Consider the following 20253-nt stretch of genomic DNA (forward strand, 5'->3'; position numbering starts at 1 on the left):
CGGCGAAGAACGGCCGTACCCCCTCCGATGCGGCAGGGGATCGCCTGCCGCCGCGTTCCACTCGTCCGGGGCGGAGCCGTGCCCCCCGCCCGTCGCGGCGGATCCGGATCCGGCGGCGCCGCGGGGGGAGGAGTGTCATGACGCGCCCCCCGTGACGCGCGCCGCGCGTTCCGCCCCGGCGATCCGGCATGCCGATCGTCGAGAAGCGGATTGACGCGGGACGTCTTGTGCAGTACCATCAGAGCGGCGGCGGCGGGGAATATCTCCGGGAGAAGAGCATGTCGGGCTACCGTCGCCGGGCGGGGTGATCGGCAGGCGCCAGCCGCCTCCCGCGCGGCCGGGTTCCGTTCAAGACGCCGCCGCTTCTCGCTGACAGGTCCGGTCTGACGGCACCGCGCATCGTCGACGCGGCATTCGAGCCGCACGGCATCGCCCCGGGAGGCGTCTCGCAATCCATCTGCGCCGACGCCGCCCCGCGGCCCGGCGCGGTGCCGGGGTGAAACGGGCGCCTGTTCCCGGACGGTGCGTGGCGAAAACGGGCGGTGAGGAAGATGGACCTCGTCTATATCGTCGTGCCGGCGTTGCTGCTTGCCATCGCCCTGGCCGCTGTCTGGCTCGACCGCTGGAGCGTCCCGGTCATACTGGTCGCCCTTGGCGCGGGCATCCTCTTCGGCAGCGATATCCTGGGGCTCTGGCACTTCGACGATATCGAGCTGGCCAACAGTGTCGCAAACCTCGCCTTGGTGTTCATCCTGTTCGACGGCGGCTTCTCCACCAAACGCTCCAACTTCCAGGCAGTCGCGCTCCCTGCGGGCGGTCTCGCCACCTGGGGCGTGGTGCTCACGGCGCTGGTGACCTTCGGGGTCCTGCACGGCTGGTGCAACTGGCCGCTTCACAAAGCGCTTTTGCTCGCCGCCATCATCTCCTCCACCGACGCGGCGGCGATCTTCTCGATGCTCCGCCGCCAATCCCTGCCGCCGAAGCTGTCGTCCATCGTCGAGATCGAAAGCGCCGCCAACGACCCGATGGCGATCCTGCTCACCGTGGCGGTGATCGACGGGATCACCTCCGCCCGCGCCGCCTGGCTGACCTCCATGGCGGTCTTCGTCTGGAAGTTCGCGGTCGGGCCGATCTGCGGATGGTATCTCGCCAAGGCGGCGCTGTGGCTGTTCAATCGTCTTCATCCGCAAGACCGCGGCCACTACTACGTCCTTTCATTGGGGATCATCCTGTTCATCTACGGCCTGACCGAGATGATCAACGGCAGCGGAATGCTGGCGGTGTTCGTCGCGGGCTATCTGCTGGGGAATCGTCCATTCGTCCACAAGCAAGGGGTGGCGAATTTCTCATCCGCGGTCTCCACCGTCGCCAACGTCGGCATGTTCGCCCTGATGGGGCTCCAGGTCTTCCCGCATCAGTGGGGGGAGATCTGGGGGGACGGCATCCTGTTGTTCCTCGTACTGACGCTGCTCGCGCGGCCTCTCGCGGTATGGGTGGGCACGGCGGGCATGCGGCTCGGCTGGAAAAGCAAGACATTCATCGCGTGGGCCGGTCTTCGGGGTTCGGTGCCCATCGTCCTGGCCACCTATCCGGCGGCGGCGGGGCTCGCCATCGGACAGGAGGTCTTCAACCTCGTCTTCTTCGCCGTTCTGTTGTCCATCGCGCTGCAAGGTTCCACGCTGGGGTGGCTGGCGCGGCTGCTCGGCCTCACCTGCCCCGCGAGGCCGATCCCCCTGTTCGATCTGGAGCTTGTCACCATGGCCGAAAGCGACTTGGATCTGATGGTGGTGGATCTGCCGGGCCCGCGGGGCGCAATCGGGCCCGCCATCTCCGAGTTGCGGCTCCCCGCCGGCTCGGCGATCATCCTGATAACGCGGGACAAGGACATAGTGGTCCCCAAGGGTTCGGTGTATCTGCAAGGGTGGGATCGGGTGACCGTGCTCGCGCATGCCAAGGACCACGAGATCATTCGTTCCGTTCTCATGGACGCGTTCACCGCCGCGGTGCGGCGATCGGACGCGGATGGGGGGTTTGACACCGCCCGGCGGGCGATATCCTGAAGACCGCGCCGCACGGACGAGGCCGCGGAAGGAGATGGCGAACGGTCGCCCGACAGCGCGGAGGCGCGCGGAACAGTCGCGCGCCGCCACGGTGAACGGCGGCCCGAACCATGGAGGAGATCATGCGTGTGATGTTGAAGCGGGCGTATGATCCGCCGGCCGCGTCGGACGGCGCCCGGATTCTCGTGGATCGTCTCTGGCCGCGCGGATTGTCCAAGGTCGGGGCGAAACTCGATTGCTGGCTCAAGGAGGTCGCGCCGACAACCGAACTCCGGCGATGGTACGGGCATGATCCGAAGAAGTGGCGCGAGTTCGAGGAACGGTATCGGATCGAGATCGGGCGCAACCCCGCGATGGCCGAGCTTCGACGGCGTGCCCGTCGGGGGAACGTCACGCTTGTCTACGCCGCGAGGGATCAGGCGCACAACGAAGCTGTCGTACTGAAGAAGATACTGGACGGGGGGGCGTGAGGACCGGTTCCGGCGCGACGCCGGCACGCACGGATCCTCGGCCGCCCCGCCGCCGCGCCCCGCGGCCAACGACGCCGCAAGGCGCGCGCACTGGCGGCTCGGCGCCGGGGAAGCGCATCCGGGAGGAGAAGATGACCGTTGCATCGAACGCGGCACGGGCACCGGAGACGTTCAATGGCCGCATCCTGATGATCGGATGCGGAAGCATCGGACAGGCCGTTCTGCCGATCATCGGCCGGCATCTCGAGGGGATTCAGACGCGGATGACCGTCCTTTCGGCCGACGAATCCGGGCGGGGGATCGCAGAGCGTTTCGGCACGAAGTTCATCCACTGCATCCTGACGCCCGGCAACTACCGCAGGGTGTTGAAGAACTACGTTCGCGACGGCGATCTCATGTTGAATCTCTCCGTCGACATCTCCAGCCTGGACCTGATCCGGTTCTGCGCGGAACGAAACGCGCTGTACGTGGACACCTCGATAGAGCCGTGGCCGGGCGTATTCGACAACCCGATGCTGGAGCTTCACCAGCGGACGAACTACGCCATCCGCGCCGGGGTCATCGATCTTGCGCGGGAATTGGGGCCCGATGCGCCTACCGCCGTGGTCGATCACGGCGCCAATCCGGGGCTGGTCTCCCACTTCGTCAAACGCGCCCTCGTCGACCTGGATCGGAGCATCCGCGGCGGGAACGCGCGACCGTCGCGCCGCGAGGAATGGGCGAACCTTGCGCGTGAACTCAAGATAACCGCGATTCAGATATCCGAGCGCGACACGCAAGCCAGCCAGCGGCCGAAGCGCCAAAGGGAGTTCATCAACACCTGGTCCATAGACGGGTTCGTGGACGAGTTGATGCAGCCGAGCGAGCTGTCCTTCGGCACCTTCGAAAAACGGCGGCCGAAGGGGGCGCACGAGCATCGCCCCGGCTCCGGGACCCTGTACCTGGAGCGCCCCGGGGCGAGCACCTTTGCGCGCAGCTGGGTCCCCTCGATCGGCGGTTTCCAGGGGATGCTGGTGACCCATGACGAGATCTTCTCGATCGCCGACTACCTGTCGATTCGCGGCCCCGGCGAGTTCCTGTACCGGCCGAGCGTGATGTTTGTCTACCATCCCTGCGATGATGCGATGCTGTCCGCGCTGGAACTGGAGGGGGGGGGATGGATCCTGCAACCCAGCTGCCGGCGCCTCGGCAAGGATATCGTGGAGGGGATGGACGAGCTCGGGGTCTTGCTGATCGGTCACGAAAGAAACGCGTACTGGTACGGCTCACAGCTCTCGATCAGGGAGGCGCGCCGGCACGTGGACTACGCAAACGCGACGACCGTGCAGGTCACGGCGGGGGCCGTCGCCGCCGTCCTGTGGGCCATGCGCAACCCGCGACGGGGCGTGATCGAGCCCGAGGATCTGGACTACGAGGATTGCCTCGCAACGGCGGAGCCCTATCTGGGACGCCTCGTGGGCGAGTTTACGGACTGGACACCGCTCGACGGCCGCGGCAAGTATTTCCCCGAAAAGCTCGATGTCGAAAGCCCCTGGCAGTTTCAGAACGTCCGCAGCAGACAGTGGTATGGCGACTGAACGCCGACCGGCGACGGCGGGCCACGTGGCCTGGCGGGCGTCCGCCGACGATTCGGGGTATGCGTGCCGGCGTCTCGGGCGACGGGGTGAAACGGGTGCCCCTGTCGGGGGGTATGCCCGTTGACCGGATGCGGAGAAGCCCGCGGATAGAAGAGCCCTCCGCGGAGGGCTCTTCTGCGCCGGGATTGCGCCCCGCGCGCGGGTCACGAATGGGCGCACCCTCCGCCCCCCGCATCGTGCCCGGCGCAGGACGCCTGCCTGTCGAGCTCCGGCAGGCCTCCGGAGGCGAGGGCGGAGAGGGCGTCGGCGACCGTCCCGCCCCCGGCGTGGAAGACGCGAATGCCGGCTTTGCGAAACCCGGTCAGCGCCCCCATGCCTATGCCACCCGCCACGACGGCGTCCACCGCGCGCCCGCCGATCGCTTTCAGGGGGTTGCACGCCCCCGGCGCGTGCGCCTTGTCGTCGTTGTGCACCGTCTCGAACGTTTTCGATTCGGTGTCGACGCACAGGAAGATCGGGGCCGATCCGAAGTGGCCGTGGATCGGGCTCTGGAGCCCCTTCTCCTCCGTGACCGGGATGAACAGTTTCACTCTGCGCCTCCTTTCGTCGTGTCGCGCGGCATCCTTGCATCCGCCTCTTCCATCCTCTCCGGTTTCTTCTCCGCGCCGGCGCCGCGCGCGGACCCCCCCGTGCCTCTCCATCCCGGCCCGGCCCCCCGGCGGCCTCGCCGCGCCCTCCCGGCCTGACCGCACCCGCACGGGCCCATGCCGCGCCCCGGCCACGCGTCCGCGGGGCCTGGTGTGTCCCTCGCCGGCATCCTGTCTCCTCCGTCCATGGTGATCGGCCCTCCCTCCATCCTGATCGCCTTCCCGTGCAGCAGGGCATCGGCGATCTTTTTGTGCGCCGCCCCGATAAGGCGGGAAAAGGTGGGGCGGGAGATCCGCATCCTTTCCGCCGCCTCCTCATGGTAGGCCCCGTACAGATCGGCAAGCCGTATCGCCTCGACCTCGTCGAGCGGCACAACGACCTCCTCAAGCACGCCTAGAGGCACCCCCGCGGGCTTGAAGTAGGTGATCCCCGGCACGTGGCAGATGCGTCTCAGGCATTTCGGTCTCGGCATGCGCCCCCTCCGATCGTCGGGGATATTATGCACAAATGCTCATTACATGTCATCAGAAAACTACAGGAAGGGACAGTGCGATAAGTCGGGCGGCGCGCGTGCGGAGAGAAGCGGCAGGCGGAAGCTTGGGAAACAGAGGGCCGTGACGAGGGGCCGCAGTTCGAGCGCATCGCGCAACAACCTCTCGACCCTGAAGGGCCGTTTTGGTAGCATGACGGCGTGGCGATCGACGGACCGACGTCGAGAGCCGGGGATGGAAAGAGGAATACACCCCCGGTATCCGAACAATCGAAGTCGACCTCCTGCCGGCCGCCAGGAGGCGGAACGCGCCGGGAAAACTCTTTTCGATCGCCATCGCCGACTCCACCGGCGACGGTCACCTCAACCTCGATACAAACCGGGAAACGGATTCTCGAGAGACGGAACTGTCCGGCACCATCCCGTTTCGGGGTACGGAAAAGAATCGGGGGCACCCCTCGACTGTTGACCGCGCGCCGGACGCTGCGCATTTCGTACGGGGCGTTGCGGAATGCCGTCCGCCTGTTCCGGGGCGCCCGGCATCCTCGAACACGCGGCCGCAGCGAAGATCCGCCGCGGCGAGCACGTGCCTTGACGGTCGCCGCTGATCCGCACCGCCGCTGGCGTTCATGAAAGGAGGCGACAATGGCGACACGAAAGCTGTGCGTCACTCGATTCGACAAATCGCGGCTCGAAGAGCTCATCGCCGTGGCCAAGGAGTTCGGCGATCAGACCCGGAAGGATCTGGAGTTGTTGGCGGGCGAACTGGAGAGGGCGGAAGCGGTCGTATCCAAAAACGTGCCCGCGGATGTGGTGACGATGAATTCCAAGGTCGTGCTGCGTGATCTGGATACCTCTGAAGAGATGACCTATATGCTGGTTTTCCCGAGCGATGCGGACATCGAGGAGGGGGCTATCTCGGTTCTCGCCCCGGTGGGTACGGCGATCCTGGGATACGCCAAAGGGGATGTCGTGGAATGGCCCGTCCCATCCGGGTTGCGCCGCATCCGCATCGAAAAAATCGTCTACCAGCCCGAAGCGGCCGGCGATTATCACCTGTAGCGCCGACGGTCCGTTGCATGCGGCGGTCTGACGCGCGTGAACGACGGCGTTCGCGAAGGCGGATACTCGCGCAGCCGCGGGCGCCGGCCGCGGTTCCGTTGCCGCGGATGCGGAGCCGGACTTGCCGCCCGTCTGCGTGCGTTCACGCACAGCCAGGCGGCCGGCTACAGCCGGAACGGCCTGCGATTTCGCGCGGAGCAATCCGGGACTTCGATGAGGGGCATCGTGCGTGGGGTCGCAGGGGACAGCGACCCCGTGCCTGCACCTGCAGGCGGGTCACCTGACGACCGCCGCCCTCTTTAACGGCTGGGTGGCGCATCGTATGGAGCCGCCCTGGCCGTTATGCGTTCCGAAATACACCGGATGAACCTTGATGCCGCGCTTGGTCAGTTCAGACCGGATGAAATCGTTACTGATATGATCGTTGTATGACATGATGTAGTTGTTTTCGTCCACCGGCAGTCCATTCACAGCCAGCCTTGAAGCATCAGCCAGAGGCACCTTGATCAGGTCCCACCCCCGTAGACAGGAGGGGAGGCCCTCCACGAACGCCTCTTCGCAGACGATCGCCAGACCGTGACGCGGAATGGACAACACGCAATCCAGATGCAGAATCTGCTCCACCAACGGCACGCGTTCAACGCGATATGCGCGGCCCAGTACCTGCTGCAGCCATTCGCATCCCGCCTGATTGGACCCTACCGCCTGATTGAGGGTATTTCCCACCAGGATGGTCTCGTCTAGCATCACCAGATCGCCGCCTTCCAGCGCGGGCTCATCCGGCGACGGCATGGCCAGGGGCGCGGCGTGCGGCATGGCGAACCATCGGATATCGCCCTGCCTACACCTGGCCGCGAGTATCTCCTTGAACCCCGATATATCCACGCGGCGGAGCATGGTGCGCAGATTGAATTCAATCACCTGGTTGCCGATCACGATCATGTTGTCGCGGGGAAAATCCTGGGAGTAGCCGTTCGCCAGGATTTCCCGGCCGTAATTCCGGACGATGAAATCCTCGGTTAATTGCATGGGCCGGCACACCCGCACCCCCAGGCCGGTCAGGACGTTGATCAACGCCTGGTTTTCCCCTTCCAGCAGTTCCGTTTCGCTCTTGCGTTTGACCGGATGGATCATCTCCGTCCACGACAGGCCGGCGGTGGCCCGCGTGTACTCCGCTTCATCCGGAGGCAGTATCTTGAGCGTTTCCTGCAGCCACGGCGCATCCAGTTCCGGCGACTTCCCGTAAGGCAGTCCGACAATCACTTCCTGCAGGGCGCCGTATTCACTGTCGACGTACACCGGGGTATCGCCGCCGGGCACGGTCCGGCAGCCGGCGAGTGCCAAGCCGCCGGCCGGCAGGAGCAGGAGGAGGAGGAGATCCCTACGCATCTACGACTCCTTTCGGCTGAGAAAAGTGTTTGGCGTTCGAAACGACCGCTCGCCCTACGATCGCGGCATGCCGCGTGGAAGGATATCCCATGCCGACGAAATCGGCCAACGAAATCGGGCAAGGCCATACGCAGCCCATGCACAGCCTGATGGCTGATGCCGCGGGGATGCGTCATTCCCGGAATCGAATGTGTGTATTCCGCCACGGCTGCATTGTGCAGGATGGTGTAAGATGGCACAGGGTCGAAAGCCACGGCCGGGGGGCAGGGATGCCTTCCGCGTGCGGGGAAACCGGTGAAGCCGGTGCGAGATGGACGCAACGGCGGTTGCGTCTTCAGACAGGGCGGATGAGCTGAGGGCCATAGGATGCGCGCAAGGGGCGCATCTCGACATTCGATGGTTGAGCCCTGATTCCGAACAACGGCATTCTGCTGTCGCGCTGCGCGCGCGGCGCGATGCCGACCGTTGGGCTGCAACAGCCACAGACGACATGAAACTCCCCACAACGGACGAGATCCATGAGGCGCGTGCGCCGATGGCTTCGCTGATCGGCAAGTCTGAAAAGGCGCTGCAGAAACTGCCGCCGGGAACGTGGCAGCATACGATGCTGCAGAATAACCTCAAGGCGCTGCGCATCGCGTTCGCGCTGCTCAACAAGGGGACTGACGGTGCGGACGGTTTCACGCAGGCCGAGTTGCGGGAGGCCCGCGCTGCGCTTGCTTCCATGATAGGCAAGACCGAGAAGACCCAGGCCGGATTCTCGCCGGGAACCTCCCCGCATACGCTGCAGCGGAACAGGCGCAAGGCGCTGCGCATCGCGGAGGCATTGATGGACGCAGGATCGGCTTCGCGGCGCAGTCCGGGGAGCGGTCAACGGGAATGCTATGCCGGACCAGAGCATCGAAACTGCGTGGAACGACGAAGCGGGCTCGCCTCCGGCCCGAGGCTCAACGGCCACCCGTCGGGACAGTAGATCGAAATCGGGATCGCTGTCGGGATCGAAACGAAACGGCGCTCGGACACGAGAGACCGGGAGCCATATCGGGCGCGGGAGGAGATGGCGATCCACGAGGGGAACGAGATCGATCCCGTTCCCGAAAGCGATTCGGATGAGACCAAGCCCCGGCGAGTCGGGGGGGCGACGGGATTCCGCCGCGTCACCGCTGACGTTGCCTGATCTATCCGGCGCATGGTATCTCCGGAAGCTTCTCCGTGTAAATCTCCGCGGAACTGTGCTACCCTGTGCGAAAACACGGATGCGAGTTCCCTGTGACCTCTGTGGCGAAGCGCGTATGCAGGGGGGTGCCCATGTTCAGCGGATCCATCGTTGCCCTGGTGACGCCGTTCAAAAACGGCGAGGTGGACTACCCGGCGCTGGCCGAGCTGCTCGAGTTCCAGATCGGCGCCGGGACCGACGTGATCCTGCCCTGCGGCACGACCGGGGAGTCGGCGACGCTGTCGCATGAGGAGCACGACCGCGTGGTCGAATTCGTCGTCCAGAAGGTCGCCGGGCGGGTGCCGGTCATCGCGGGGAGCGGTTCGAACTCCACGGCGGAGGCGCTGCGGCTTACGCGGCACGCCAAGGAGGCGGGCGCCGACGGCGTCCTGGTGATCACCCCGTACGGCAACAAGCCGACCCAGCGCGGGCTTATCTACCATTACGAGGCGCTGGCGAAGGGGGTGGATATCCCGATCGTGCTGTACAACGTCCCCGGGAGGACCGGCGTCTCGATCGCCCCGGAGACGGTCGCCGCCCTCTCGAGGCACAAGAACATCGTGGCCATCAAGGAGGCCGGCGGCAGCCTCGAGCAGGTGAGCCAGATCATCTCCCGGTGCGACATTACCGTCCTCTCCGGCGACGACAGTTTGACCTTCCCGATCATGGCGCTGGGGGGGAAGGGGGTAGTCTCCGTGGTCGCCAACGTCCTGCCCGCCGCGGTCGCCGAGATGGTGGAGACGTACCTCGAGAAGGACGTCGAGGGGGCGCGCACGATGCACTATGAGCTCTACCGGATGAGCCGGGCGCTCTTCATCGAGACCAATCCGATCCCGGTGAAGGCGGCCCTGGCGATGATGGGCAAGATCGAAGAGGAGTACCGGCTGCCGCTCTGCCGGATGGCCGATGAAAACCGGCTGAAGCTCGAGAAGGTGATGAAGGAGTACGAACTGATCTGAGCGTCGTGAGACGCCGGACGCGGGAGGGAGGGGGAGCGCCGGATGCAGAGGATCGTCGTCTGCGGGGCCTGCGGGCGGATGGGGAAGAGGATCATCGCCTGCGCGGCGGAGGATCCGGGGATCGCCGTCGCCGGCGCGGTGGAACGCGCGGGGCACCCGTGCCTGGGGGCCGATGCGGGGGCCTGCGCGGGCGTCGGCGAAATCGGGGTCGCCGTCTCGGCGGATCTCGAAGCCGCCGCCCGCGGGGCGGATGTGATCGTGGACTTCTCCGGCCGCGAGACGGCGGTGCGGAACGCCGCGGCGGCCGCCTCCCTCGGCATGCCGATCGTGATCGGCACGACCGGTCTCGGGGAGGAGCAGCTACACCCGATTCGGGCGGCGGCGGAAAAGGTCGCCTGCGTCGTCGCGCCCAACATGAGCGTCGGGGCGAATCTTCTCATCGAGATCGCAGCCGAGACGGCGCGCCTCCTCGGCGACGACTACGACGTCGAGATCGTCGAGACGCATCACCGGATGAAGAAGGACGCGCCGAGCGGGACGGCGCTCGCCCTGGCGCGCGCCGTCGCCGGGGCCCGCGGAATCGATCTTCCCGGAGCCGTCGTGTACGGGAGGAGCGGCCACCCGGGCGCGCGCCCGAAGGGGCAGATCGGCATTCACGCGGTCCGGCAGGGCGATGTCGTCGGCGACCATGTCGTCGGTTTCGCCGCGCCGGGCGAGCGGATCGAGCTTGTCCACCGCGCCACCTCGCGCGATACGTTCGCGCGCGGCGCCCTGCGGGCGGCGAAATGGGTCGCGAAGAAGGCGCCCGGCATCTACGGGATGGCGGACGTGCTGCGCGAGGGCTGATCGCCACGGATCATGCGGACGACGCGGAGGCGCCCTTTTCCCGCGCTTCCCGCCGTTCGATTTCTCATTCAGGAGGAGGGGGAAACGGCGGTGAACGCACGGAAGCGGATCGCGATAGCGTACGCGGACAGGCTGCGGAGGCTCCCTCCGTACCTGTTCGCCGAGATCGACCGGATGAAGCGGGAGGTCGTCAAAACGGGGCGGGACATCATCGACCTCGGCGTGGGGGACCCGGACCTCCCGACGCCGCCGCACATCATCGAGGCGCTGCACCGGGCGGCGCTCGACCCGGCGAATCACCGGTACGCGCTCGACCTCGGGATGCCGGTCCTGCGCGAGGCGATCGCGGGCTGGTACGACCGCCGCTTCGGGGTGTCGCTCGACCCGGAGACGGAGGTGCTCCCCCTCATCGGCTCCAAGGAGGGGATCGGCCACATCCCGTTCGCGTTCGTGAACCCCGGCGACGCGGTGCTCGTCCCCGACCCCGGCTACCCCGTCTACCAGGCCACGACCATCCTCGCCGGCGGCGCGCCGCACCGGATGCCGCTCCGCGAGGAGAACGGCTTCCTCCCGGATCTCGACGCGATCCCGGAAAAGATCGGCCGCACCGCCAAGCTCCTCTTCATCAACTACCCGAACAATCCGACCGCGGCGACCGCCGACCGGGGGTTCTTCGACCGCGTGGTCGAATACGCCCGGCGGCACGGCGTCATCGTCTGCCACGACGCCGCCTACACGGAGCTCGCCTTCGACGGGTACCGGCCGCAGAGCTTCCTCTCGGCGGAGGGGGCGCGGGAGGTCGGCATCGAATTCCATTCGCTCTCCAAGACCTACAGCATGACCGGCTGGCGGATCGGCTTCGCCGTCGGCAACGCGGAGGTGCTCGGGGGGCTCGGCAAGGTGAAGTCGAACCTCGACTCGGGGATCTTCCAGGCGGTGCAGCTCGCCGGTGTCGCGGCGCTCGAGGGAAGGCAGGATTTCCTGGCCGAGTATACCGCGATCTACCAGCGCAGGCGCGACGTGCTCGTGGACGGTCTCCGCGGTCTCGGCTGGCGCGTCGCCAGGCCGAAGGCGACCTTCTACGTCTGGGCGCCCGTCCCGGGGCACATGCGCTCCGAGGAGATGGCGGGGCGGCTTTTGAAGGAGGCCGGTATCGTCGCCACGCCCGGCAACGGCCTCGGGCCGAGCGGGGAGGGGTATATCCGCATGACCCTGACCGTGCCGGAGGAGCGCCTCCGCGAGGCGGTGGAGAGGATCTCGAGGATGCGTGCGTGAGACGGGTGACGGGGGGACGGCGGCGGTCCCGATGGGGAAGGCACTCGCGAAACCCCGGGCGACGGAACGGGTCGGTGGAGCGCGCGCGGAGGATCTGCGGCCTCCGCGGTGATCTCTCCGTCGTCGAGCGCTGCCGACCCGCCGTGCGGGCGAGGAGAGCCGATGCGCCTGAACGGTCGTTGTGCGTCCCGCCTCTCCCGTCGTGCGTCTGAAACGGCGCACCTCGGACTGGGCTCCAACCTCGGGAATCCCGCGAGGAACCTCCGCGAGGCGGTCGGGAGGATCGAAGCGGTGCCGGGCGTCAGGGTGGTGAAGCGCTCCCCCGTCTACCGCACGGAGCCGGTCGGCGGGCCGCCGCAGCCCGCGTATCTGAACGCGGCGATCGAGGTCGAGACCTCGCTCGAACCCGCGGCGCTCCTCCGGGAGCTCCGCGAGATCGAGCGGGCGATGGGGAGGAGGCGCGGGAGGCGGAACGCGCCCCGCACGATCGATCTCGACATCCTGCTTTTCGGGCGGCGGGTGGTCCGGTCCGCCTGCCTCGCGGTGCCGCACCCGCGGATGCACGAGCGGCGTTTCGTGCTCGCCCCGCTGGCCGACATCGCGCCGCGGGCGCTCCATCCGGGCGAGAAGAAAACGGTGGCGGGCCTGCTCGCGAAGCTGCGGGACGCGCACCGGGTCGAGAGGACGCGCGCGAGGATCGGCCCCTGAGATCCGGCGGCCCCGAGAATCAGGCGCCGGGGGAAGGGGAGGGGTTTCCGCGGGTATCGCGGCAGGACCCCCCCGAAAAGCCCGCGCGCGTGGGCAACGAGGGCACCCCCTCCCCGGCCCCCCACAAGGGGCGGGGGAGCCGGGGGAGGATCGTTTCGAGGCGGGGGCATTGTGGAAAGGGGCTCGGTATGACGGCGGACAAGATCACGCCCTTGGTGTTGCGGGAGATGAAGAAGCGCGGGGAGAAGATCGTCGCCCTCACCGCGTACGACTTCCACGCCTCGGCCCTCCTCAACGACGGGGGGGTCGACCTGATCCTCGTCGGCGATTCGCTCGGGATGGTGCTGCTCGGCTACCCCAGCACCCTCCCGGTCACGATGGAGGAGATGCTCCACCACACCCGCGCGGTCGCGCGCGGGAACAGCCGGGCGCTCCTCGTGGGCGACATGCCGTTCATGGCGGCGGGGGTGCGCGTCGAGGAGACGGTACGGAACGCGGGCAGGTTCGTGAAGGAGGCCGGGGCCCACGCGGTGAAGATCGAGGGGGGCGAAGAGAGCGCCCCGGAGATCAGGGCGGTGGTGCGCGCCGGCGTGCCGGTCCTCGGCCACATCGGCCTCACCCCGCAGGACATCCTGGTCCTCGGCGGGTACCGGGTGCAGGGGCGCGGGGACGACGCGGCCCGCCGTGTCGAGGCGGACGCGCGTGCGGTCGAGGAGGCGGGGGCGTTCGCCATCGTGCTGGAGTGCCTCCCGGCGGAGCTTGCCGCCCGGGTCACGGCGTCGGTCGGCATCCCCACCATCGGGATCGGGGCGGGCCCGTCCTGCGACGGGCAGATCCTCGTGCTCAACGACATCCTCGGCCTCTCCCCCGGTCGCGCCGCCCGCTTCGTGAAGGTCTATGCGGATCTGGGGAAGGGGATGCGGGAGGCGGTCTCGCAGTACGCGGCGGAGGTCCGCACCGGGCGGTACCCGGACGCCGGGCACTCGTACCGATAAACGGACGGCGCGCGGGGAAATCGGCGCCTGCCGGATGCGCACGCCGGCGCGGCGATCCGACCGCGCGGAGAGGGGGGACGGATCGATGAAGATCATCAGCACGGTCAAGGAGATGCAGCGCTACGTCAAGCACAACTACAAGCGGGCGCGCAGGATCGCCCTCGTGCCCACCATGGGAGCGTTCCACGACGGACACACGATGCTGATGCGCCAGGCGCGGCAGCAGTGCGACCGGCTGGTGGTGAGCATCTTCATCAACCCGCTCCAGTTCGGCGAGGGGGAGGATTTCGCCAGGTACCCCCGCGACATGGAGGCGGACCTCGCCGTCGCCAGGGAGTGCCGGGCGAACGTCGTCTTCACCCCGAGCAGCGCGGAGCTGTACCCGCCGGGCTACTCCACCTTCGTCACCGAGGAGCAGCTCAGCCGGAGGCTCTGCGGCCCGTTCCGCCCGGGCCATTTCCGGGGCGTGGCGACCGTCGTCGCGAAGCTGTTCAACATCGTCAGGCCGCACACGGCGTACTTCGGCCAGAAGGACGCGCAACAGTGCGCGGTGATCCGCAAGATGGTCGCGGACCTGAACTACCCGGTCCGCATCGTCGTGATGCCCACCGTCCGAGAGAAGAACGGGCTCGCCTGCTCGTCCCGCAACAGATACCTGAGCGCCCGGGAGAGGAGGGAGGCCGCGGTCTTGAACAGCTCCCTCCAGAAGGCGCAGGAGATGGTTCGGGCGGGGGTCCGCGAGGTGCAGGCGATCCTCGGGGCGGTCCGGGGCTCCGTCGCGGCGGCGCCGCTCGTCCGCATCGAGTACCTCGAAACGGTCGATCCCGACACGCTCGAACGCGTGTCGAAGGTGAACGACAAGACGTTGCTCGCGATCGCGGCGCGCGTCGGTCAAAGCCGTCTCATCGACAATATCGTCCTCGAGCCCTGACGGGGCGCAGGAGGGGGCGCGATGGAGTCCCGCGACGAGTGCATCGCGCGGATCGTTCGTCTCAAGGCCGCGCGGGGCGCCGTGATCCTCGCGCACAACTACCAGCGCGGCGAGGTGCAGGATATCGCCGACTTCACCGGCGACTCGCTGGAGCTGAGCCGCCGCGCCGCCGCCACCGACGCCCGGGTGATCGTCTTCTGCGGCGTCTATTTCATGGCGGAGAGCGCCCGGATCCTGAACCCGAACAAAACGGTCCTTTTGCCCGAGCGGGAGGCGGGCTGCCCGCTCGCCGAGATGCTCGATGCCGCCCAGCTCAGGGACTGGAAGGCCGCCCATCCGGGGCGCCCGGTCGTCACCTACATCAACTCCAGCGCGGCGGTGAAGGCGGAGAGCGACATCTGCTGCACCTCGTCGAACGCCGCGTCCGTCGTGGAGTCGCTCGATGCGCAGGAGATCCTCTTCGGGCCCGACATGAATCTCGGGGCGTGGGTGCAGGCGCACACGCGGAAGCGGCTCATCGTCTGGAACGGCTACTGCGCGACGCACGCCTGGGTGCGGCCGGAGGAGATCCTCGACGCCAAACGCGCCCATCCAAACGCCGTCGTGGTGGCGCACCCCGAGTGCGGTCCGAAGATCACCGCGCTCGCCGACCGCGTCTGCAGCACCTCCGGGATGCTCGCCTTCGTCCGCTCCTCCCCCGCGGAGGAGTTCATCATCGTCACCGAGGCGGGGATGCTGCACCGTCTCTCCCGCGACAATCCCGGCACGCGCTTCCACCTCGGCTCCCCCCGCCTCTTCTGCCCGAACATGAAGCGCACCACGCTCGCCTCCGTCGCGGAATCGCTCGAGCGGATGCAGCACGAGATCCGCGTGGAGGAGGGGATCCGCCTCCGCGCCGCCCGCGCCCTGGAGAGGATGCTGGAGGTGCGGGCGTGAGCCGCCTCGCCGCCGCGGGCCCGGGGCGAGACGGGGCGGGGCCCGGCCCGCTCCTCGAGGTCACCGGTCTGAAAAGGCATTTCGCCGCGCGGGGGGGGATCTTCGCGAAGGGCGGCGCGCCGGTCCGCGCGGTGGACGGGGTCTCCTTCTCGATCGGGCGCGGCGAGGCGCTCGGCCTTGTCGGGGAGAGCGGCTGCGGCAAGACGACGGTGGGGAAGACGATCCTGCGCCTCGTCGAGCCCGACGCGGGGTCCGTCCGCTTCGACGGCGTCGAGATCTCCTCCCTTTCGGCGCCCGACCTCCGGCGGATGCGCCGGAGGATGCAGTTCGTCTTCCAGGACCCGGCATCCTCGCTCGATCCGCGGATGACGGTGGGGGGGACGGTGGGCGAGCCGCTGCGCGTCCACGGCCTCGCGAGGGGCCGCCTCCTCGGGGAGAGGATCGCGGCGCTTCTCCGGCAGGTGGGGCTCCCCCCCTCGGCGGTCAACGCCTACCCGCACGAGTTCAGCGGCGGCCAGCGGCAGCGGATAGGGATCGCCCGGGCCCTGGCCCTCGGCCCGGAGTTCCTCGTCCTCGACGAGCCGGTCTCCGCGCTCGACGTCTCGATCCAGGCCCAGATCATCACCCTCATCGAGGACCTCCAGGAGGAGCGCAACCTCTCCTACCTGTTCATCTCGCACGACCTGCGCGTCGTGGAGCAGATCGCCGACCGGGTGGCGGTGATGTACCTCGGCCTCCTCGTCGAGGAGGCCGGCAGGGACGCGCTCTACGAACGGCCGCTCCACCCGTACACGCAGGCGCTCATCGCGGCGGTGCCGGAGGTCGGCAAGGCGGCGCGCCGCAACCGCGGCGGGATCCGCGGCGAACCGGCCTCGCCGTCCGCGCCGCCCCCGGGGTGCCGCTTCCACCCGCGCTGTCCGCGCCGGATGCCGGTCTGCCCGGAGCGGCCCCCGCGGTTCGCCGAACCCGAGCCCGGACACCGGGTGGCGTGCTGGCTCTACAGATGAACGATCGACGCGGAGGCGACCGGATGAGGAGGGAAACGGGGATGCGCCTGCGCGGGGGCGCGCGGGGCGGCGCCGCCGCTGCCGCCGCCGTGCTGCTGGCGGCGGCCGGCTGCGGGGAAAAGCTCCCGCGCGCCGATTTCACCTTCGAGAACGGCTCCGACGTCCAGACGCTCGATCCCGCCCTGATGACCGGGCAGCCCGAGCACCGGATCGCGAACGCGATCTTCGAGGGGCTCACGGCCAGGAGCCCCGACGGCGCGACGATCGTGCCGGGCGTGGCGGAGTCGTGGGAGATCTCCCCCGACGGGCTGCGCTACACCTTCCGGCTCCGCGACTGCGTCTGGAGCGACGGGACGCCCCTGACCGCCGACGACTTCATCTACTCGTGGCGGCGCGTTCTCGACCCGTCGATGGGGGCCGCCTACTACGCCTACCAGCTCTTCTACATCCGCGGCGCCGAGGAGTTCAACGCGGGCGTCCTGAACGATTTCTCCCGCGTGGGGGTGCGCGCGCCCGATCCCCGGACCCTCGTGGTCGAGCTGAAGTCCCCGACGCCGTTCTTCCTGTACCTCACCTCGTTCTACACCCTCTTCCCCGTCAATCGGGCCTGCGTGGAGCGGCACGGCGATCTCTGGACGCGCCCCGGGAAGATCGTGAGCAACGGCCCCTTTGTTCTCGCGGAGTGGATCACCAGCCGCAGGATACGCCTCGTCCGGAACCCGCGCTACTGGGACCGGGACCGCGTCCGGCTCTCCACGATCGACGCGCTGCCGACCGAGAACGAGAGCACGGCGTTCAACCTGTACCTCACCGGCGGGGCCGACTGGGTGGACGGCGCCGGCATCCCGCTGCACCTTGTCGACCTGCTGCGGACGCGGCCGGATTTCCACAAGACCACAATCCTCGTCACCTACTTCTACCGGTTCAACGTCACTCGGCCCCCGATCGACGACCCGCGCGTCCGGAAGGCGCTCGCCCTCGCCGCCGACAAGAAGCGCATCACGGAGAAGATCCTGCGCGCGGGGCAGCTCCCGGCGACGACGCTCGTCTCCCCCTCGATGCCGCGCTACCGCCCGCCGGAGGGGCTCGGCTACGACCCCGCGGAGGCCCGGCGCCTCCTCGCGGAGGCGGGATATCCCGGCGGCGAACGGTTCCCCGAAACGCGCATCCTCTTCAACACGAGCGAGGCGCACAAACAGATCGCGGTGGAGATGCAGGCGATCTGGAAGGAGAATCTCGGGATACAGGTGGAGCTCGAGAACCAGGAGTGGGGCACCTACCTGAACAGCGAGAGCGCACTCGACTACTGGATCTCACGGGCCGGGTGGGTGGCCGACTACCCGGATCCGAACACCTTCCTGGACATGTTCGTCACGGGCGGCGGCAACAACCGCACCGGCTGGGGGAACGCCCGCTACGACGAACTCATCGCCGCGGCGGGAGGCGAGCGCGACGAGAAGCGGCGGATGGACCTTCTCCGCGAGGCCGAGCGGATCCTCGTGGTGGACGAGGTGCCGATACTGCCGATATACTACTACGTCTCGCTCAGCCTGTACGACGCGGACCGCATCGGGGGGATCCTGCCGAACCCGCTCGACGAACACCCGCTCAAGCACGTCTTCATCAGATGACGGCCGGGGAGGATGCGCGGTGCTGATCTACATCCTGCGGCGGATCCTCTGGATGATCCCGACCCTCTGGGCGGTGGCCACGCTCGCCTTCTTCTTCATGCGGGCGGCCCCCGGGGGGCCGTTCGACTCCGAGCGGAAGCTCCCCCCGAGCATCGAGAGGAACGTCAAGGCCAAGTACCACTACGACGAGCCGCTATTCCGGCAGTACCTCCGCTATCTCGCGGGGCTCGCCCGTCTCGACCTCGGCCCCTCGCTGAAGCTCCAGGGGAGGACGGTGAACGAGATCATCGCGCAGGCGCTGCCCTATTCGCTCGCCCTCGGGGGGCTCGCCCTCGGCCTCGCCCTCCTCCTCGGCGTCATCCTGGGGAGCGTGGCCGCCGTGCACCGGAACGGCCCGCTCGACCACGTCGTGATGGTGGTGGCGCTGGCGGGGATCTCGATCCCGACCTTCGTGATCGGCCCGCTTCTGATCATCGTCTTCGTCTTCGTGCTGCGGCTCCTCCCGGTGGCGGGGTGGGGCGGCGCCGCGCACCTCCTGATGCCGGTCCTCACCCTCGCGGCGCCGTTCACCGCCTACGTGGCGCGCCTGATGCGGGCGGGGATGCTCGACGTGCTGCACCAGCCGTTCATCCGGGCGGCGCGGGCCAAGGGGGCGGGGGAGACGGCGATCGTCTGCCGGCACGCCCTGAAGGTCGCCGTGCTGCCCGTGGTCACCTTCCTGGGGCCCGCGAGCGCGCAGCTCCTCACCGGCTCGGTCGTCGTGGAGAAGATCTTCAACCTCCCCGGCCTGGGGCGCTTCTTCGTCAACAGCGCCTTCAACCGGGACCACACGGTGGCGCTCGGCGTGGCGCTTCTCTACTGCGTGATGCTCCTCGTCTTCAACCTGATCGTGGACATCTCATACGCGTGGCTCGACCCGCGCATCCGGTACCGGTAGACGCGGCGGAGGGGAGGCGGGGGATGCAACGGTACGCGTTCGGCATAGACATCGGCGGCACCTCGGCGAAGATCATCCTGGCGGACCGCCGGATGCGGATCGCCGCGCGGAAGACGGTCCCGATCGACCCGCGCCGCGCGTGGCGCGAGGCGCTGGCGGCGATCGCCGACGCGGCGTGCGCCCTGGGCGGGTCCCGTCGCGTCGCCGGGGCCGGGGTCGGATGCGCCGGGTGCATCGACGCGGTGCGGGGCGTTGTGCAGTTCTCGCCGAACCTGCCGCGCTGGCGCAACGTGCCGCTCGCGGCGTTCCTCGCCAGGCGGCTCGGCGCCGCTTGCGTGCTGGACAACGACGTCAACATGATGGCGCTCGGGGAACAGCGCTACGGCGCCGCGCGGGGGGCGCCGAACGTCTGCTGCCTCACGATCGGGACCGGGATCGGCGGCGGCCTCATCTTCGAGGGGCGGCTGTACCGCGGCGCCTCGATGACCGCGGGGGAGCTGGGCCATATCCCCGTGGGGCCGGGAGCGGCGCGGTGCCCGTGCGGCGGGAAAGGGTGTCTCGAACGGTATGTCGGTCGCGACGGGATCGTGCGCCTCGCCACGCGCCTGATGGGCGCCGGGGGGGAGGCGCTGACGCCCGCCCGCATCGCCCTCGCGGCCCGGGCCGGGGACCCGGGGGCGCGGAGGGTGTGGAGACTGACCGGTGAGCGCCTCGGCCTGGGGCTGGTCTGTCTGGTGAACCTCCTCAACCCCGACGTCGTGGTGATAGGGGGCGGGATCAGCGGCGCGGGGCGCCTTCTCCTCGACCCGGCGCGGCGCGTCGTGCGCGAACGGGCGCTGCCGATCCCCGCCCGGCGCGTGCGGATAGTGCGTTCCGCCCTCGGGCCCGACGCCGGCGCGATCGGGGCGGCGAGCGAGGCGTTCAAGGCGGTTTCCCGGTAGGCGCCGCCGCATGGCCGCTCGAGGGGAAAAGGAGACACAAGGAAAAATTGGCTCATGACGTTTCTTTGTGAAAGATTTTCACGGCTGCGACAGGAGTACCAGCATCAGGCATGACATATCTCCCTGGCCGGCTTGAGGTTGAGCCTTCAAGGGCTCCGCTCAAGCCGGCCAGGGA

General features: G+C 68.4%; 19 protein-coding genes. 16 read left to right on the forward strand and 3 right to left on the reverse strand.

Features of this window, described 5'->3' with window-relative positions:
- Window positions 1-551 precede the first annotated feature (551 nt).
- From GXY35_10955 to GXY35_10965, 3 genes are all read left to right on the forward strand, one after another.
- Entirely contained in the window at window positions 552-2060 is a 1509-nt protein-coding gene (locus tag GXY35_10955) for a potassium/proton antiporter (GenBank protein NLW95094.1), read from the forward strand.
- Between the two features lie 122 nt (window positions 2061-2182).
- Window positions 2183-2530: a DUF488 family protein gene (locus tag GXY35_10960; GenBank protein NLW95095.1), complete on the forward strand. Its 348-nt coding sequence runs from the start codon at window positions 2183-2185 to the stop codon at window positions 2528-2530.
- Between the two features lie 131 nt (window positions 2531-2661).
- Window positions 2662-4107 (forward strand): homospermidine synthase, encoded by a 1446-nt coding sequence (locus GXY35_10965; protein ID NLW95096.1) that lies wholly within the window; start codon window positions 2662-2664, stop codon window positions 4105-4107.
- A gap of 203 nt (window positions 4108-4310) precedes the next feature.
- On the opposite strand, the gene GXY35_10970 is transcribed toward GXY35_10965, so the two are convergent.
- Both GXY35_10970 and GXY35_10975 read right to left on the reverse strand, forming a co-directional pair.
- Window positions 4311-4808 (reverse strand): diguanylate cyclase, encoded by a 498-nt coding sequence (locus GXY35_10970; GenBank protein NLW95097.1) that lies wholly within the window; start codon window positions 4806-4808, stop codon window positions 4311-4313.
- A complete protein-coding gene (locus GXY35_10975) occupies window positions 4694-5227 on the reverse strand; it encodes a DUF134 domain-containing protein (protein ID NLW95098.1) in 534 nt (177 codons plus the stop codon). Before GXY35_10975 ends, GXY35_10970 begins: the two co-directional genes overlap by 115 nt.
- A 663-nt stretch (window positions 5228-5890) precedes the next feature.
- Here GXY35_10975 and rnk point away from each other — a divergent pair.
- Window positions 5891-6307: a nucleoside diphosphate kinase regulator gene (gene rnk / locus GXY35_10980; protein ID NLW95099.1), complete on the forward strand. Its 417-nt coding sequence runs from the start codon at window positions 5891-5893 to the stop codon at window positions 6305-6307.
- 276 nt (window positions 6308-6583) lie between these two features.
- Here rnk and GXY35_10985 read toward each other — a convergent pair whose 3' ends face one another.
- A complete protein-coding gene (locus tag GXY35_10985) occupies window positions 6584-7696 on the reverse strand; it encodes a hypothetical protein (protein ID NLW95100.1) in 1113 nt (370 codons plus the stop codon).
- A gap of 535 nt (window positions 7697-8231) precedes the next feature.
- Between GXY35_10985 and GXY35_10990 the strand changes: the two genes are divergently transcribed.
- From GXY35_10990 to GXY35_11045, 12 genes are all read left to right on the forward strand, one after another.
- On the forward strand, window positions 8232-8669 hold the full coding sequence (locus tag GXY35_10990) for a hypothetical protein (GenBank protein ID NLW95101.1): 438 nt from the start codon (window positions 8232-8234) through the stop codon (window positions 8667-8669).
- Between the two features lie 335 nt (window positions 8670-9004).
- Window positions 9005-9871 carry a 4-hydroxy-tetrahydrodipicolinate synthase gene (locus tag GXY35_10995; GenBank protein NLW95102.1) on the forward strand — a complete coding sequence of 289 codons (867 nt, stop codon included), beginning with the start codon at window positions 9005-9007 and terminating at the stop codon, window positions 9869-9871.
- Window positions 9872-9913: 42 nt separating this feature from the next.
- Window positions 9914-10717, forward strand: coding sequence for a 4-hydroxy-tetrahydrodipicolinate reductase (locus GXY35_11000; GenBank protein ID NLW95103.1), 804 nt, complete (start codon window positions 9914-9916; stop codon window positions 10715-10717).
- A gap of 12 nt (window positions 10718-10729) precedes the next feature.
- Window positions 10730-11992, forward strand: a complete 1263-nt coding sequence (locus GXY35_11005) for an LL-diaminopimelate aminotransferase (GenBank protein ID NLW95104.1) — start codon at window positions 10730-10732, stop codon at window positions 11990-11992.
- Between the two features lie 162 nt (window positions 11993-12154).
- Window positions 12155-12700, forward strand: coding sequence for a 2-amino-4-hydroxy-6-hydroxymethyldihydropteridine diphosphokinase (gene folK, locus GXY35_11010; GenBank protein NLW95105.1), 546 nt, complete (start codon window positions 12155-12157; stop codon window positions 12698-12700).
- A gap of 188 nt (window positions 12701-12888) precedes the next feature.
- On the forward strand, window positions 12889-13695 hold the full coding sequence (gene panB, locus GXY35_11015) for a 3-methyl-2-oxobutanoate hydroxymethyltransferase (GenBank protein ID NLW95106.1): 807 nt from the start codon (window positions 12889-12891) through the stop codon (window positions 13693-13695).
- Window positions 13696-13780: 85 nt separating this feature from the next.
- The gene (locus tag GXY35_11020) at window positions 13781-14626 is read left to right on the forward strand and encodes a pantoate--beta-alanine ligase (protein NLW95107.1); all 846 of its coding nucleotides are present in this window, start codon (window positions 13781-13783) and stop codon (window positions 14624-14626) included.
- 21 nt (window positions 14627-14647) lie between these two features.
- A complete protein-coding gene (gene nadA / locus GXY35_11025) occupies window positions 14648-15562 on the forward strand; it encodes a quinolinate synthase NadA (GenBank protein ID NLW95108.1) in 915 nt (304 codons plus the stop codon).
- A complete protein-coding gene (locus GXY35_11030; protein ID NLW95109.1) occupies window positions 15559-16569 on the forward strand; it encodes an ABC transporter ATP-binding protein in 1011 nt (336 codons plus the stop codon). The genes nadA and GXY35_11030 overlap by 4 nt, the downstream gene beginning before the upstream one ends.
- A 23-nt stretch (window positions 16570-16592) precedes the next feature.
- Window positions 16593-18200: a peptide ABC transporter substrate-binding protein gene (locus GXY35_11035; protein ID NLW95110.1), complete on the forward strand. Its 1608-nt coding sequence runs from the start codon at window positions 16593-16595 to the stop codon at window positions 18198-18200.
- Between the two features lie 19 nt (window positions 18201-18219).
- Entirely contained in the window at window positions 18220-19137 is a 918-nt protein-coding gene (locus tag GXY35_11040; GenBank protein NLW95111.1) for an ABC transporter permease, read from the forward strand.
- Window positions 19138-19160: 23 nt separating this feature from the next.
- Window positions 19161-20078 carry an ROK family protein gene (locus GXY35_11045; protein NLW95112.1) on the forward strand — a complete coding sequence of 306 codons (918 nt, stop codon included), beginning with the start codon at window positions 19161-19163 and terminating at the stop codon, window positions 20076-20078.
- Window positions 20079-20253 lie beyond the last annotated feature (175 nt).

The organism is Chlamydiota bacterium (genome assembly GCA_012729785.1).
Taxonomy (GTDB): Bacteria; Auribacterota; Tritonobacteria; order UBA1439; family UBA1439; genus UBA1439.

Coding starts and splice junctions, on each gene's coding strand:
- GXY35_10955 (NLW95094.1), top strand. CDS start 552: ATGGACCTCGTCTATATCGTCGTGCCGGCGTTGCTGCTTGCCATCGCC.
- GXY35_10960 (NLW95095.1), top strand. CDS start 2,183: ATGCGTGTGATGTTGAAGCGGGCGTATGATCCGCCGGCCGCGTCGGAC.
- GXY35_10965 (NLW95096.1), top strand. CDS start 2,662: ATGACCGTTGCATCGAACGCGGCACGGGCACCGGAGACGTTCAATGGC.
- GXY35_10970 (NLW95097.1), bottom strand. CDS start 4,808: ATGGAGAGGCACGGGGGGGTCCGCGCGCGGCGCCGGCGCGGAGAAGAA.
- GXY35_10975 (NLW95098.1), bottom strand. CDS start 5,227: ATGCCGAGACCGAAATGCCTGAGACGCATCTGCCACGTGCCGGGGATC.
- rnk (NLW95099.1), top strand. CDS start 5,891: ATGGCGACACGAAAGCTGTGCGTCACTCGATTCGACAAATCGCGGCTC.
- GXY35_10985 (NLW95100.1), bottom strand. CDS start 7,696: ATGCGTAGGGATCTCCTCCTCCTCCTGCTCCTGCCGGCCGGCGGCTTG.
- GXY35_10990 (NLW95101.1), top strand. CDS start 8,232: ATGGCTTCGCTGATCGGCAAGTCTGAAAAGGCGCTGCAGAAACTGCCG.
- GXY35_10995 (NLW95102.1), top strand. CDS start 9,005: ATGTTCAGCGGATCCATCGTTGCCCTGGTGACGCCGTTCAAAAACGGC.
- GXY35_11000 (NLW95103.1), top strand. CDS start 9,914: ATGCAGAGGATCGTCGTCTGCGGGGCCTGCGGGCGGATGGGGAAGAGG.
- GXY35_11005 (NLW95104.1), top strand. CDS start 10,730: ATGCGGACGACGCGGAGGCGCCCTTTTCCCGCGCTTCCCGCCGTTCGA.
- folK (NLW95105.1), top strand. CDS start 12,155: ATGCGCCTGAACGGTCGTTGTGCGTCCCGCCTCTCCCGTCGTGCGTCT.
- panB (NLW95106.1), top strand. CDS start 12,889: ATGACGGCGGACAAGATCACGCCCTTGGTGTTGCGGGAGATGAAGAAG.
- GXY35_11020 (NLW95107.1), top strand. CDS start 13,781: ATGAAGATCATCAGCACGGTCAAGGAGATGCAGCGCTACGTCAAGCAC.
- nadA (NLW95108.1), top strand. CDS start 14,648: ATGGAGTCCCGCGACGAGTGCATCGCGCGGATCGTTCGTCTCAAGGCC.
- GXY35_11035 (NLW95110.1), top strand. CDS start 16,593: ATGAGGAGGGAAACGGGGATGCGCCTGCGCGGGGGCGCGCGGGGCGGC.
- GXY35_11045 (NLW95112.1), top strand. CDS start 19,161: ATGCAACGGTACGCGTTCGGCATAGACATCGGCGGCACCTCGGCGAAG.